Origin of the sequence: Photorhabdus sp. RW14-46 (genome assembly GCF_963887965.1) — a bacterium.
GTDB classification, from domain to species: Bacteria; Pseudomonadota; Gammaproteobacteria; order Enterobacterales; family Enterobacteriaceae; genus Photorhabdus; species Photorhabdus laumondii.
Window position 1 is genome coordinate 28,698 of the sequence record NZ_CAWPHH010000023.1, and the last position, 14,772, is coordinate 43,469.

10 protein-coding genes and 1 pseudogene are annotated in these 14,772 nt (G+C 45.6%); 9 read left to right on the forward strand and 2 right to left on the reverse strand.

Annotated elements, in window-relative coordinates:
* Positions 1-2: 2 nt before the first annotated feature.
* The gene (locus AACQ38_RS16765; RefSeq protein ID WP_011144847.1) at positions 3-2,018 is read right to left on the reverse strand and encodes an LTA synthase family protein; all 2,016 of its coding nucleotides are present in this window, start codon (positions 2,016-2,018) and stop codon (positions 3-5) included.
* Positions 2,019-2,261: 243 nt separating this feature from the next.
* Between AACQ38_RS16765 and AACQ38_RS16770 the strand changes: the two genes are divergently transcribed.
* From AACQ38_RS16770 to AACQ38_RS16810, 9 genes and pseudogenes are all read left to right on the forward strand, one after another.
* Complete coding sequence (locus AACQ38_RS16770) at positions 2,262-2,504, forward strand: hypothetical protein (protein WP_165578625.1); 243 nt, start codon at positions 2,262-2,264, stop codon at positions 2,502-2,504.
* A gap of 206 nt (positions 2,505-2,710) precedes the next feature.
* Positions 2,711-4,852, forward strand: coding sequence for a type VI secretion system Vgr family protein (tssI, locus tag AACQ38_RS16775; protein WP_242685611.1), 2,142 nt, complete (start codon positions 2,711-2,713; stop codon positions 4,850-4,852).
* Between the two features lie 2 nt (positions 4,853-4,854).
* Entirely contained in the window at positions 4,855-6,213 is a 1,359-nt protein-coding gene (locus AACQ38_RS16780) for a VRR-NUC domain-containing protein (protein WP_165578626.1), read from the forward strand.
* Positions 6,214-6,229: 16 nt separating this feature from the next.
* Positions 6,230-7,375 (forward strand): DUF3396 domain-containing protein, encoded by a 1,146-nt coding sequence (locus AACQ38_RS16785; RefSeq protein ID WP_165578642.1) that lies wholly within the window; start codon positions 6,230-6,232, stop codon positions 7,373-7,375.
* A 37-nt stretch (positions 7,376-7,412) separates the two neighbouring features.
* Complete coding sequence (locus AACQ38_RS16790; RefSeq protein ID WP_165578643.1) at positions 7,413-8,558, forward strand: DUF3396 domain-containing protein; 1,146 nt, start codon at positions 7,413-7,415, stop codon at positions 8,556-8,558.
* A gap of 37 nt (positions 8,559-8,595) precedes the next feature.
* Positions 8,596-9,121: pseudogene (locus AACQ38_RS16795) on the forward strand (hypothetical protein).
* Positions 9,122-9,158: 37 nt separating this feature from the next.
* Positions 9,159-10,304, forward strand: coding sequence for a DUF3396 domain-containing protein (locus tag AACQ38_RS16800; RefSeq protein WP_165578644.1), 1,146 nt, complete (start codon positions 9,159-9,161; stop codon positions 10,302-10,304).
* A 3-nt stretch (positions 10,305-10,307) separates the two neighbouring features.
* Positions 10,308-10,580, forward strand: a complete 273-nt coding sequence (locus AACQ38_RS16805; RefSeq protein WP_165578627.1) for a PAAR domain-containing protein — start codon at positions 10,308-10,310, stop codon at positions 10,578-10,580.
* Between the two features lie 141 nt (positions 10,581-10,721).
* Entirely contained in the window at positions 10,722-10,901 is a 180-nt protein-coding gene (locus AACQ38_RS16810; RefSeq protein ID WP_125026205.1) for a hypothetical protein, read from the forward strand.
* 1,779 nt (positions 10,902-12,680) lie between these two features.
* Here AACQ38_RS16810 and malQ read toward each other — a convergent pair.
* Positions 12,681-14,768: a 4-alpha-glucanotransferase gene (malQ, locus tag AACQ38_RS16815; protein WP_165578629.1), complete on the reverse strand. Its 2,088-nt coding sequence runs from the start codon at positions 14,766-14,768 to the stop codon at positions 12,681-12,683.
* Positions 14,769-14,772 lie beyond the last annotated feature (4 nt).

Sequence of the window (14,772 nt, forward strand, 5' to 3'; positions counted from 1 at the left end):
AATTATTGCTGGTGGTGAACTTGACGATTTAATTGCCATGACAGGAGATCGGTAAATGCCTGCCAACGTTTGAACTGTTTGGTTTGGTCTGCTGTCATTGGCTGGGGGTCACCGAGTAATAATCCTGTTTGATTTGCCCATGGTCGAAATTCACCTTTGCCTATCATGACATAAGCTCCTTGCTGTGTAATAGTGACTTCCGGGTTATATCCTTGACACCAGATAGGGTCTAGATGTTCAGCCAGCAAATTACAGCCGGTACGGTAATAAGCTGTATGTGACAAGCTCAAATGGTAGAGGGTTGGCCAAATGTCTTTATGACTGCCGACTCTGGTAGCATCAAAAGTTGCGTTTTGGCGATAAGCGGGCGGCACGTAGAGATAAAATGGTACACCGTGGCCGATTGCCAACTCATGAGCATCTGGATAACTGATACCTCGAATATTATGGTCACCGGTTGCCGCAATAATGGTATGGGAAGCCAATGACTGAGATTTTACCCAACTAATAAATTGTCCTAATTGATCATTGGCGTAACGCAGGGTATGAAAAACCTCTTGTAACTCACTACCACTAGCCAAATGACTTAAACGTTGTTTCTCGGTATCACTCAGCTTGATGTCGGTTTTCTGATAACCTGCCGGCGATTTATACGGTGGGTGATGAGTAGTAGATAACGACATAATCAGAACATGCTCCCCGTTCTTTTCTGCCTGAGTTAAGCGCTCTTCAATATAACGGAACATAAACTCATCAGGTACACCCCAGGTATCGAATTTGGCTTCTGGATAGCGTTTTTTCAGCCCATTTTGATCGATAAATTCACTGACTCCCAGGTTTGGCAGGAACTGATTCAAATTACGCCATGCGCCGTTACCGGATGTGACGAAGATAATTTTGTAACCATTCGCCAGATAGGGTTTGAACATATTGCTGGTGAAATCGAGATGCTGCGCGGTGGATTGACTGACTGCGCTGTTTGGGCTGCGGATCAAGAAACGGCTTAAACTATCAATGGTGCCATCTCCTTCAGAAATGAAACGTTCAAAACGCCAGTCGTTTTGCCAGTGCTGGCGTAGAGCGCCAAAAACATCAAGATCTGGGCGATCCAAACTTTGTAGGTGATAACCCATACTCTCCATGACGTTAAATATTACATGAGGAGGATTTTTTTGAGCGGTGGGATTATCGGCAGTTTTAGCCATAAACGGTGACAGATTTGCGGGGGTTGGCTTCTCTAGAAAATGGTTTAATAACCAGCTACCTTGTGCATCTGTTGCTTCTGGGAAGTGGCTGTTTTTGTAATGATCATTAAACGCCCAATTCAGTGCCATTGGGCCATTAGGTGTCAGCATATTAAGCATTTTGACTTCTGAAACTTGTGTATTGGACTGACGTAGTGGAAAGGTGCCTATGGAGCCACGCATGCCAATGAAACAGACAGTCAAAATAACCAGCGTCGCCATCGCAGAAACCGGCAGACTGGTTTTGCGCTCTGTGCGTGAAATAAGGTAGCGTTGCCAGAGCAGACAGGACCAGAAAACAGTCATTGCGAACAGCGCTAAACAGAGCAAACTTTCAATCACCGGATAGTCGTTCCATAGGGTGTGCAGCACGGCTTGCGTATCATCTTCCACTAAGCCGAAGATGAAAATATCGAACGACCGTTCATAAGTGGCATAGTAGTAAACATTACTTACCGTCAAAGCCCCGACTACGGTATTGAGTGTTGTTGCCAACCACGGATAGGCGTGTTGCCATATGTTGAAGCTGTTTTTATTAATGGCAAATAAGCTAGCAATCAGCAGACAAGGCACAAACAGCAGACTGGCAATACGAATATCAAACAATCCGCCGATCCAGAACATTCGTTCCACGTCTTGAGTAGAGTCAATGAAGAGCTGATAACTGCCATAAGTTAAGAGAAGATAGATTCTTCCCGCCATTTGTGTTGCTACCGTTAGCAACCAGGGAAGTAAAAGTGCGATAAAAGCCAGTTTAAATCTGGAAAACCACATAATGCCTTCTTATTGGTAATAGATTGGTAAGGTTAATTTAGTGTTTAGCAGGTCAAGATCCTATCTCATTCAGCAACTTACTGCCTATCCCATTGGGTTATTTTATTTGCTATTTTTTGCAGTAGAGTAATTATTGGTCAGACAGACGTGGTTGAAAGAGGGTTCACACTACAAACCATCTTTACCTCGAAAAGGCACTCCAGCCGATATAAGGCAGGAGAGGAATGTCGATGAGGTGTCAGCTTGGTTGATTTTAAATTCACTTTACATATAAAGATGCATCGCGGCGGCAAGGGAGCGAATCCCCGGGAGCAAATCCCCGGGAGCATAGAGAACGATGTGACTGGGGGGAGCGAGTGCAGCCAACAAAGAGGCAACTTGAAAGATGATGGGTATATATTGATAGCGATTAATGAGCCATTTCATGTGATATTTATCACATTTTTTTATGTCCATATGATAAATATCATGATCTTGTGGTCATAATATTTAGAGAGCGAAATTCTCTGTTATTTGTCTCCACTCCATCCTACCTAGCTGGACGCGGTCTATTGTTCTCTCTAACGCCACGTATTAAATGATGGCTATTTTACGCTGTCATTTTTTTACCGCGGAACAGACCGGCGCTATTTAAAAGAGCCGCATGTCATGGCTCGTTTAATAGCCTCTTGCGTTATCCCCGTTTCAGGATAATGGTTCAATTATGTAGGGTTTCAAATATGGATGGATTAGTTTTCACCTGCCGAATTGGCGCACTGCCCCAAACCACCTTTCAGGTAGCGCAATTTACTTTACAGGAAGAGCTGTCACAGCTTTATCGCCTGACGTTAAAGGTGGTGAGCTCACGTGATGACATTCCCCTGAATAAACAACTGGGGGACAGCGCGTCACTGACCATTACCCGCAATGGCGTCACCGAACGGACCATTAATGGTTTAATAACCGGGGCTGAACAGGGTAATACCGATGGTCGTAGCACTTTTTATATTTTCACTGTCCGTCCCACAATGTGGCTGATGACGCTCAATCAGGATAGCCGTATTTTCCATCTGAAGTCTGTACCCGAAATCTTAACGATCTTGCTTAAAGAGCATCGTATTTTATTTACCCGCGATACGCTCTATAAACGCCATGCCGAACGGGAATACACCACGCAAAAACGCGAATCCGCTTATGATTTCTGGTGCCGGCTGGCGGCGGAAGAGGGCATTATCTTCTGGTTTGAGGAAGAACAGACGTTGTTCTGTGATTGCCACCTGGGCATGCAGGCGGATATCGCTCTGACTTACAATACGCATCCTGAAACGGACGAGACCGATACCACGGCGTACCAGTGGAGTTATGGCGAATACCTGTGTTCGAATGGCACGGTCCAGAAAGATCATAACTTTCTTAACCCCAAATATTCGCTTGAGCATCAGAAGCAATCCGACGATAGCGGGCACCATTCGGTGTTTGAAAGTTACGGGCGTTTCCAGTGGGACGAGGAAGGAAAACCTTTTACCCAATTGCGGCTGGAACAGTTACGAAACTACAGTAAAGTCGGTACCGCCAAAACCAACTGTATCCGGCTTCGGCCGGGCAAAATTTTTACCCTGCAATCCCATCCCATAGAAGCCATGAACGCCCGCTGGCAGTTAATCTCTGTCACGCATCATGGGTGGCAACCTGTCGCATCAGACGACGGGGGCGAAGGGACCACACTGACCAACGAGGTCGCCTTTATTCCCGGAAACCAGGATTGGCGGCCCCCTTACCGCTATAAACCCCTGGCGGACGGTGATGAAGTCGCCACGGTGGTCGGGGTGGGAAGCGAAGAGATTTATGTGAACGAACACGGCGCGATACGGATCCATTTCCACTGGAACCGCTACGATAAAGCGGACGACAACGCGTCTTGTTGGGTACGGGTGGCACAGGGCTGGAACGGTAACGGTTTCGGTTTTATGGCGATACCGCGCGTCGGGCAGGAGGTGATCGTCAGCTATCTCAACGGCGATATCGACCGTCCGATTGTAACGGGGTGTACCTATAACGGCCTCAACCGCCCGCCTCTTAATTTACCGCTGGAGAAAACCCGTACCACCTTTAAAACCCGGACTCTCGGAGGGCAGGGATTTAATGAACTGCGCTTTGAGGATAATAAAGGAAGAGAGGAAGTGTTTATTCATGCTCAGCGGGATATGAATAGCCAGATTCTCCGGGACAAAACCACGCAGATAGGCCATGACCAGCAAACAGAAGTGGCGCATAACCGCACGGCGATCATTAAAAACGATGATGATGAAGCCGTGCAGGGCGGCCAGACACTTGAAGTTGGTCAAAATCAAACGGTGACCATTAAAGGTCAGCAAGCCCTTTCCATTGGTAAAAGCCATCAATTAAACATCGCCGATAACCAGCAAATTACCGTGGGTAAACATATCACGGTGCACTCTGAAAGCGGGCAAATCATCATTGGGAACGCAGGCGGGCAGATAGTCATTGACCCGATGGGCAATATCCGCATCGAAGGGGTCAGCATCACCATGACTGACCATATCACCGGCAAGAAATCCGCCGGTGCGCTGTTTGACTACTCCGCCCGCTATACCCTGCTCAGTGAACAGAGCGGTAAACCACTGGCCCATACCCGCTATACCATTACCACCGCTGGCGGTCAGACCCTTTCCGGTAAAACCGATGCGTTGGGCAGAACGGTGATTGTACAGAGTGAGGCGGAAGAAAATTTGCAACTGAGTTCACCAGAAAACCCACCGAAACCGAAGCAAACCTTATATCAGGCCAGTGATAACACACCGGTAGAGCATGTTATGGAATTTACGGAGAAATAAGTATGGCAATATCCAACAACGGCAAGATGTGCCCGGCTGTCACATCAATCACCTGTACGATGGAAATAGGGGTCTTTCCCGCCGATGAAGATCCCTGTTATCTGGCGAGAAAAGCCGAATACGCTCTGCGTCTGCCGGCAATGATTATCACCAAACTGGGCGCTATTCGCTTTCTTAATCAAGTCATTATGAGTGGGTTGATTAAGGTTGAGGAGCTTAAGCATGACTTCCTGTGGCCCTATAAAGCAGAAGTAGTGTTTGCTATCCGAGGAGAGCAAGATGTCCCCTTACCCATGCTGGCAACCAGTCAAGACTCTAAGCAACGTTATGGTGATAATTTACCGCAATCCAGTAATCCGTTTGCCCGGCCTTCTGCCGAAGACGCGGAGAAATTTGGTGTTGTTAGTATCCGCCGGCCCGATATTATTCTGGTTAAAGAGGAAGCTCTCCGCTGGCCGGGCAGAAATGCCACCTACTTCGATGGTTCTGTGCACCCTGATAATTTGAAGATGTTGATTGAGGTGAAATTTCCGGGCGATAAACTTGCTGAAGATCAAGAAATAGATTACATACAGATTGCGACCGAAGATCGCTTTGGTGTAATGCGTATCAGCGATAATCGCACAGAAGAGCAAAAACAGTATGACGAAGCGTGGCGAAAACATTATCAACCCGACTCCCAACACTATAAAAACCCCATACCTCTAGCCCCGCTGCCACCCGGTTCGCCGCCTGATGATGAAGCTTTACCCGCTCCTCCCGCAGAGGGTGTGCCGGGGACTATTCCGCAGCCGCTGACAAAAAATCCACCGCTTCTCAGCACTTCCCGCTGGTCGTTTTTACCCAGCTATGAAGACTGGGTTGTCCTCGGGCAGGAGGTGGCTGGTCTGGCCGAAAATGGGCTGAATTATGTCCGCGACAGTACCCGAGAGCTTCTTGCCCAGTTTGGTTCATGGCTCAATCAAACCGGCAAGTGGGTGTGTGAAGAGATTATTGACCCGATAAGCCATCAGATCAGCTACGCTTTTTCCTGGGTTAATGAACAAACGGGGAAAATCGTGACCTGGACGGAGAGTGAGATAAAAGCCCGGTGGCAGACTGTGCAACAGGGTTCAGACATCACCCTGGAAGAGCTTAAAAACATTAGCTGGATGCAGATATTGAAAGAGGTGGGGGAAGGCATGCTGGAAATGGTGGTGATTATTGCCGGTGTTGCCGTTGTTATCCTGGTCACTCTTGCCGTCGCTGCTGCGCTGATTGCACTGGTGGAAATTTTAGCCGCGGCTGCTGCGGTAAGCGTCGCTGCGTTAGCTGCCGTTCTGACAATATTGGCGAGTGTGACATTCGCCACCGCTTCATAACTAAATGGAAAATATGATGGAAACTGTAGATTACTTTGCCCAGTTGAGATCACAACTGGCCGCGTTTACCTTCCTCAATGGTGATGGGCTAACCATTTCTCGTCTTGGGATTTCTATCACTCTGTTTTTTAAACAGGGCTACACTCAGGAGAAAAAACAACGCATTCTGGCCTGCTACCGGCGCTTTCGGGAGGAGTTCGGTACTCATCTGCGTTTTCACAGTCATTCATTAAAGGGATTAAGCAAATATTCACCGGAAAATATTATTAAGATGGAGGAAGGTATTCTCGCCAGGAAAAAAAACCAGCTCTGTGGTTGGGTCGTTAGTGATGCTAAAAATGAAGATGAGGCACCTAAGTATCTGATGCGTTACCTAGATTCCCGAGAAATTGATGGTGATGATGGTAGCTCCTACCTGAGTCTAGTGCTGCCCTGGGATTATCTGAAAGAACAAGAGGGCATGACCCGGTTTATGGCCTGGCTGGACTTTCTGTGTGAACAACTCGAACCGGACAGTGGAGACTGTGGCTACTGTCTGGTCCTGCCCAAAGATTATTATGATTACTTTCCCTTAGAGTACCAGCTAGCGCAGCGTTACCCCGCATTGCAGGTTAATTCTGCGGTTCATACAGCCAAATTACAGTATGGACATTCCATCCGTGGCATTAATTGGATCACCCTGCTGTCCAAACGATTTGTAAACCGACTGGGTGGAGAATTCTGGATACGTCAGGTGCTGCGCCCCTACCGGGATGTGGTGATTACTTCTTACCGTGATGGCCTGATTATCCGGGCCGGTGAATACCCGGACTTAACCCCACTCCCGGGCAGTGTCCCGGAGAGTTATTTTGCTATTAACCAGTTGATACGTCCGATACGGGTGATACCTCGTGAAGGCCATTCATTGCATTTCTATGGTGAAGGGCATTTTAATTCAACTTCCACCCTGGCCTGGTATGCCCGTTATGACCGGGGACCGCTACAAGTGACACCTTTGAAAGGTGACCATCCGGCACTGGTCAGTGGGATCTGGCAAACCGACAGCCTGCCGGGCAGGCAGTATTTCTTTGCTCAGGGGGCGATGGCTTTTGATGTTGAAGGTGCAGAGATGGGTACAACTATCTGGCATCTGATACGGGAAGCGGCAAGTATGTGGGAATAACAGATTATCCACCGACTCATAACTTACGGAGAAAATGATGGAAACTGTAGATAACTTTGCCCAGTTGAGATCACAACTGGCCGCGTTTACCTTCCTCAATGGCGATGGGCTGACCGTTTCTCGTCTTGGGATTTCTATCACTCTGTTTTTTAAACAAGGCTATACCCAGGAGAAAAAACAGCGCATTCTGGCCTGCTACCGACGCTTTCGCGAAGAATTTGGCACTCACCTGCGTTTTCACCGTCATGAATTTAAAGGGTTAAAAAAATATTCCCCAGAAAATATTGCCAAAGTGGAAGAAGGCATTCTTAGCCAGAAAAAAAACCAGCCTTGTGGTTGGGTGGTCAGTGATGCCAAAAATGAAGATGAGGCACCTAATTATCTGATGCGTTATCTGGATTCCCGGGAAATAAGCGGTGATAACGGCAGTTCTTACCTAAGCCTGACACTTCCTTGGAATTATCTGAAAGAACAAGAGGGCATGGCTCGCTTTACGACTTGGCTGGAGTTTCTGTGTGAACAACTCGAACCGGACAGTGGTGACTGTGGCTACTGTCTGGTCTTACCCAATGACTTCTATGACTACTTTCCTTTAGAGTATCAACTGGCGCAACGTTACCCTTCCTTGCAAGTGAACTCCGCAGTGTTCACAGCTAAATTACAGTATGGGCATTCCATCCGGGGCATTAACTGGATCACCCTGCTATCCAAACGTTTTGTAAACCGGCTGGGTGGAGAATATTGGATACGTCAGGTGCTGCGCCCCTACCGGGATGTGGTGATTACTTCTTACCGTGATGGCCTGATTATCCGGGCCGGTCAATACCCAGATTTAACGCCACTACCGGGCAGTGTCCCGGAGAGTTATTTTGCTATTAACCAGTTGATACGTCCGATACGGGTGATACCTCGTGAAGGCCATTCATTGCACTTCTATGGTGAAGGTCATTTTAATTCAACTTCCACCCTGGCCTGGTATGCCCGTTATGACCGGGGACCGCTACAAGTGACCCCTTTGAGAGGTGACCATCCGGCACTGGTCAGCGGGATCTGGCAAACCGACAGCCTGCCGGGCAGGCAGTATTTCTTTGCTCAGGGGGCGATGGCTTTTGATGTTGAAGGTGCAGAGACGGGTACAACTATCTGGCATCTGATACGGGAAGCGGCAAGTATGTGGGAATAACAGATTATCCACCGACTCATAACTTACGGAGAAAATGATGGAAACTGTAGATAACTTTGCCCAGTTGAGATCACAACTGGCCGCGTTTACCTTCCTCAATGGCGATGGGCTAACCATTTCTCGTCTTGGGATTTCTATCACTCTGTTTTTTAAACAAGGCTATACCCAGGAGAAAAAACAGCGCATTCTGGCCTGCTACCGACGCTTTCGCGAAGAATTTGGCACTCACCTGCGTTTTCACCGTCATGAATTTAAAGGGTTAANTGATACGTCCGATACGGGTGATACCTCGTGAAGGCCATTCATTGCACTTCTATGGTGAAGGTCATTTTAATTCAACTTCCACCCTGGCCTGGTATGCCCGTTATGACCGGGGACTGCTGCAAGTGACCCCTTTGAGAGGTGACCATCCGGCACTGGTCAGCGGGATCTGGCGAACCGACAGCCTGCCTGACAAACAGTATTTCTTTGCTCAGGGTGCGATGGCTTTTGATGTTGAAGGTGCAGAGACGGGTACAACTATCTGGCATCTGATACGGGAAGCGGCAAGTATGTGGGAATAACAGATTATCCACCGACTCATAACTTACGGAGAAAATGATGGAAACTGTAGATAACTTTGCCCAGTTGAGATCACAACTGGCCGCGTTTACCTTCCTCAATGGCGATGGGCTAACCATTTCTCGTCTTGGGATTTCTATCACTCTGTTTTTTAAACAGGGCTACACTCAGGAGAAAAAACAACGCATTCTGGCCTGCTACCGCCGCTTTCGCGAAGAGTTTGGCCCTCACCTGCGTTTTCACCGTCATGAATTTAAAGGGTTAAGAAAATATTCACCGGAAAATATTGCCAAAGTGGAAGAAGGCATTCTTAGCCAGAAAAAAAACCAGCCTTGTGGTTGGGTGGTCAGTGATGCCAAAAATGAAGATGAAGCGCCTCGTTATCTGATGCGTTACCTGGATTCTCGGGAAGCTAATGGTGACGATGATAGCTCCTACCTGAGTCTGGTACTGCCCTGGGATTATCTGAAAGAGCAAGAGGGTATGACCCGATTTATAGACTGGCTGGATTTTCTGTGTGAACAGCTTGAACCGGACAGTGGTGACTGTGGTTACTGTCTGGTCCTGCCCAAAGATTACTATGACTATTTTCCTTTAGAGTACCAACTGGCGCAACGTTACCCTTCCCTGCAAGTGAACTCCGCAGTTCATACAGCTAAATTACAGTATGAACACTCCATCCGGGGCATTAATTGGATCACCCTGCTGTCCAAACGATTTGTAAACCGACTGGGTGGAGAATTCTGGATACGTCAGGTGCTGCGCCCCTACCGGGATGTGGTGATTAGTTCTTATTCCAATGGTCTGATTATCCGGGCCGGTCAATATCCGGACTTAACGCCATTGCCGGGCAGTGTCCCGGAGAGTTATTTTGCTATTAACCAACTGATACGTCCGATACGAGTCATTCCCCGTGAAGGCCATTCCCTGCACTTTTATGGTGAAGGTCATTTTAATTCAACTTCCACCCTGGCTTGGTATGCCCGTTATGACCGGGGACCGCTGCAAGTGACCCCTTTGAGAGGTGACCATCCGGCACTGATCAGCGGGATCTGGCAAACCGACAGCCTGCCGGGCAAGCAGTACTTCTTTGCTCAGGGTGCGATGGCTTTTGATGTTGAAGGTGCAGAACCGGGCACAACCGTCTGGCATCTAATACGAGAAACGGAAAATACAACGGAGTAAATAATGCGCAGTGTAGTGGAAAGTAAAAAAATTATCCTTAAAGGTGATACCACAACAACCGGAGGCGAGGTTTTAAAGGGTTCCGATTTGGTAAATCAACAACTATCGGTTGCCTGTAAAGGTGACCCGGTGTTTTGTCCCGCCTGTAAACAAACCGGCGTTGTTGCGGAAGGTTCTAACTTGTTTAATATACAAGGAATACCTGTCGCGCTGGAGGGGCATCTTGTTAATTGTGGTTGCCCGACTGGCGCTTGTCGATTAAAGGTACGGTCATAACTATCAAATGCTAAAGCCTTTAATTGAAATACCCATAAAACCAGAGCAGGTTTTAAACTGTGATTAAAAGTTGTTTTTTTAACGGATGATTTTAATCGGTATCTGGTTTTAATCGTTTTTTATCTTTTGGATATCTGCTTTTTGCTAAATTTAAACATTATGATATATACCCTATGGATTTCAAGATGCATCGCGACGGCAAGGGAGAGAATCCCCGGGAGCATAGATAACTATGTGACCGGGGTGAACGAGTGCAGCCAACAAAGAGGCAACTTGAAAGATGACGGGTATATCGTGGTTTTACGTTTAAACGAACATTAATCATATCCGATTTATTTTTACTGACACTGTTTTACTGGCATTGTTTTACCAATTGGTTTTACTGGCAATTCTGTGGGTTTTTATGAATCATCCCCCTTTGTTTTTTTCTTTATTAAATCAATAATAAATAGTTTTCTAGTATGGAGATACCATTAATGTTTTTTTAGGATAAATCCTTTTTAGTGCTTAAATTCAGCTAAATTAATCGTTTTATCTTTTCTTTAATCGCATTTTTATTGATTGCTTCGCAAAATGATAGTGAGAAAATACTTGAATGTCAGTTTATTCTATTAATGTTATTTTACGTGATTATTGCTTTTCAACCCTCGGTTAATGGTTAGTGAATTTCGACTAAATGTCATTAATCACACTACTGAAATCTTTGATTCGTTGTGTTAAATCAGTCTGTTGAGTGAAATGTTTAATCTCTCCCTGTTTGTCTTTTTAAATAATCATGACTGGTTAGGTAAATGTAAAATAAGTGGAGGATAGTATGTATTACCGATTTACCGATAAATGGATTAAACATAGCGGAGAATAGGTTGTTTTTAGTCACTTTATGCCTTTTGAAAAGTTGTTATCAGTGTACTACCTATTTTTTAATCCTTAGTTGATTAATCACCGGTAAAAGAGAAATGTAAGTTAAAAAAGTAATGTTAAAAATATGATAAGCTTGTACTGTGGTTTTTATTCTGATGGGGTGCTTGTTTTTAATTGGAAACCTGTTGTAACGAACGGTTTTTATTGCTTAATTGTGGTGAGTTTAATAGCTTTTACATTTTCTGAACCGCATTTAATGTCCTTGTTTTCATTAAAATGATATTTAGGTTTTCTCGTTTCTCCTTTTTCTATATTTGATTTTTTAGATTTAAAACCAGTGGGGGTGGCAGATAGCTAACAGTATTAAAGTTAATGCCAATTTTTTTAATTATTTTTAATGTTGTTAAATACTCTTGCTTTTTCGGGGATGCCTCTCGGTTTTCTGCAATTATAGTCTCTGATTTTTCGTAAACTTGTTTCAGTCAGGAAAAATCTTTTATTTAAGAAAATTGGTTTAATACTGTTAAAGCTGTTAAAGCTGTTAAAGCTGTTAAAGCTGTTAAAGCTGTTAAAGCTGTTAAAGCTGTTAAAGCTGTTAAAGCTGTTAAAGCTGTTAAAGCTGTTAAAGCTGTTAAAGCTGTTAAAGCTGTTAAAGCTGTTAAAGCTGTTAAAGCTGTTAAAGCTGTTAATGTGGTTAATACTGTTAAATGCTTTGCTAGGATATATTCTTGTTATCGGGTTAACGCTGTTATTTTTTTTTACCTTATTTAATCAATTTAAAACCTGTTTTTTCTAATGTTTTCTCTTCTAATATCAGTATGGTATCGGATTTTTTACCCACTTTAAAAAAGCCTTATTAATTACTGCTTTTTACTTTTGATGATTAAAGTTTTTATCTGTTTTTTCCGAGGTACGCTTGGCTTCTTTTCCCGCTTTTAAAACCACACTGACAGATAAAAAAGGCTTTTCTGAATACTGTTTTATTATTGGTGAAAACTCAGTTGTAGTAGTCAAGGCGTTAAAATTAGTAATATGAAGGATGGTTTATATATCCGTTATCTTTCAAGTTGCCTCTTTATTGGCTACGCTCGTTCACCCCGGTCACATCGTTCTCTATGCTCCCGGGGATTCGCTCCCTTGCCGTCGCGATGCATCTTGAAATCCATAGGGTATAGATTAAAACCATCCTTTAAACTGGAAAGAATAATGCCTGTACAGGAGAAATAGGCGTTACGGTATTTAACCTCTGGCTGTTCCTGCTTTTTTACGGCATTTATCTACATCTTTCAGCAATTGATTGACATGATCATCACCAAACAGGGTTTCCAATGTGGTATTCAGTTTTCGCCGCCAGTTAGGGTATTCCATTACCGTACCTGGAATATTGACAGGTTTATCCATATCCAGCCAATCTTCGGGTTGCAGTCCCAGTAGTGAGCAGGCACTGTGGGCAATATAGCGATGTAACCCTTGGTTTATCATCGGTGACATTCCAACCTCTTTTGCCGTGTCACCGATATGTTCCGGGATACAGCCGTAGTGATGTAAACCTTCTAATAACCCTTGTTTGCTAGCTTGACGTTCGGTATATAACCCTTGAAGCAGGTTTTTATCAGGATATAACTTGAGTGATTCCCCAAGTGTCAAATCGGCGCTTTGCCAGAATCCACGTAAAGTAGGTAAATCATGGGTGGTGATGGTCGCCATTGCTTGTATCGGGTAATCCTCAGGTGCGCGGTATTCTCCATTGCCGTGACGCTCAAAGTAGAGCACTTTATAAGAATAGACACCGCTATCGCGCAGCTTGCCTACAATCTCTTCCGGTACAATCCCCAAATCTTCACCAATGACCAGACAGCGATGGCGTTGACTTTCTAATGCCAGAATCGCCATTAGATCATCAACTGGATAGTGTACATATGCTCCTTTGTCGGCCGTTTCGCCATAGGGAATCCACCAAAGCCTAAGCATCGACATAACGTGGTCAATGCGTAGCGCACCGCAGTAAGTCATATTTGTGCGCAGCAACTTAATGAACGGCTGGTAAGCTTGAGATTGCAAAACATGAGGATTCATTGGTGGTAAGCCCCAGTTTTGACCTAGTGGGCCCAGTGCATCTGGTGGTGCTCCCACTGATGCTTTGGTGCAGTAAACAACCCGGTTGCACCAGGTTTCCGAGCCTCCTTCCGCTACGCCGACGGCCAAATCACGGTAAATTCCAATGGGCATGCCACTTGTTTGGCTTTGGGTAAAACAGTCTGCAAGCTGAGTATCGGCCAGCCATTGTAGCCAGAGGAAAAATTCCACTTCCTGCGGGTGAGATTGGCAAAATGTTTGTACCGCTTCACCGTGCGGATCGCTGTACTTTTCCGGCCATACCGGCCAGCCCCAATAGGTACTATTTTCAGCATATAACCGGCAATGCAGAGCGTCATAGACAGCTTGATAGTAGAGACATTCACCACCTTGGATGACAAATTGGTGGAAAGCGGTTTTTGACGGATCATGTTCTGGACGAGTGCTGAATTGTTGATATGCCAGACGTAGTGCTGCCATTTTCAACGCCATAACTGTGGTGTAATCTACCCATTCCGCGTTACGGGCATCCTGTAACATGCGTTGAGTCGTCGCTGTTTGCCACCATCTCTGTGCTTCTTCATTGTGTTTGAAATCTTCAACCTGATTAACATCAATGTAAATCACATTAAGCCAGTTGCGTGAAGAGGGGCTATAGGGACTGGCGCTTTCTGGTATGGTCGGATATAGCGCATGCAATGGATTTAGCCCGATGAAGGCCCCACCGCGTATTGCTATCTCTTTCAGCATGTGTTTCAGGTCGCCAAAATCGCCAATTCCCCAGTTGTTTTCTGAACGCAGAGTATAGAGTTGCACACAGGCACCCCAAAGTTTTTCTCTCCTTAGTAGAGCATCGGGTTCATAGCAGCGTTTGGGGGCCACGATAATCTGCATAGACCAGCATTGGCTTCCTTGTATCAGAGTGAGGCGGTGGTATCCCAGAGCAAGCGTATCAGGTAGCATCAGTTTATGGCAGCAATGCCCCTGAAATTCCTCTCCTTGTTCTGTCCGTATCTGCCATTGGTAGTGCTCTTCATCTTTCAGAGTGATCGTGAAGTGTTCACCTTGAGTAAAAATTTTTACTGTCGGCAAGGGTGAAACCGGCGCATTGGCCGGTTTGTTTACGTTTATCGCATCTAACAAGCGATGTCGGGTTTCCGTTGGAATCGCTTGTGGCTTGCCATAAGCATTAATATAGCTGGCGACAATGCCAGCCTCGGTCGCTAAATGATCGAGGCTCTTCTCCCCCATGATC

Excerpts from the sequence above, each read along its gene's own strand:
- AACQ38_RS16765 (WP_011144847.1), bottom strand. The coding sequence starts at position 2,018 with ATGTGGTTTTCCAGATTTAAACTGGCTTTTATCGCACTTTTACTTCCC.
- malQ (WP_165578629.1), bottom strand. The coding sequence starts at position 14,768 with ATGGGGGAGAAGAGCCTCGATCATTTAGCGACCGAGGCTGGCATTGTC.
- AACQ38_RS16780 (WP_165578626.1), top strand. The coding sequence starts at position 4,855 with ATGGCAATATCCAACAACGGCAAGATGTGCCCGGCTGTCACATCAATC.
- tssI (WP_242685611.1), top strand. The coding sequence starts at position 2,711 with ATGGTTCAATTATGTAGGGTTTCAAATATGGATGGATTAGTTTTCACC.
- AACQ38_RS16790 (WP_165578643.1), top strand. The coding sequence starts at position 7,413 with ATGGAAACTGTAGATAACTTTGCCCAGTTGAGATCACAACTGGCCGCG.
- AACQ38_RS16805 (WP_165578627.1), top strand. The coding sequence starts at position 10,308 with ATGCGCAGTGTAGTGGAAAGTAAAAAAATTATCCTTAAAGGTGATACC.
- AACQ38_RS16800 (WP_165578644.1), top strand. The coding sequence starts at position 9,159 with ATGGAAACTGTAGATAACTTTGCCCAGTTGAGATCACAACTGGCCGCG.
- AACQ38_RS16785 (WP_165578642.1), top strand. The coding sequence starts at position 6,230 with ATGGAAACTGTAGATTACTTTGCCCAGTTGAGATCACAACTGGCCGCG.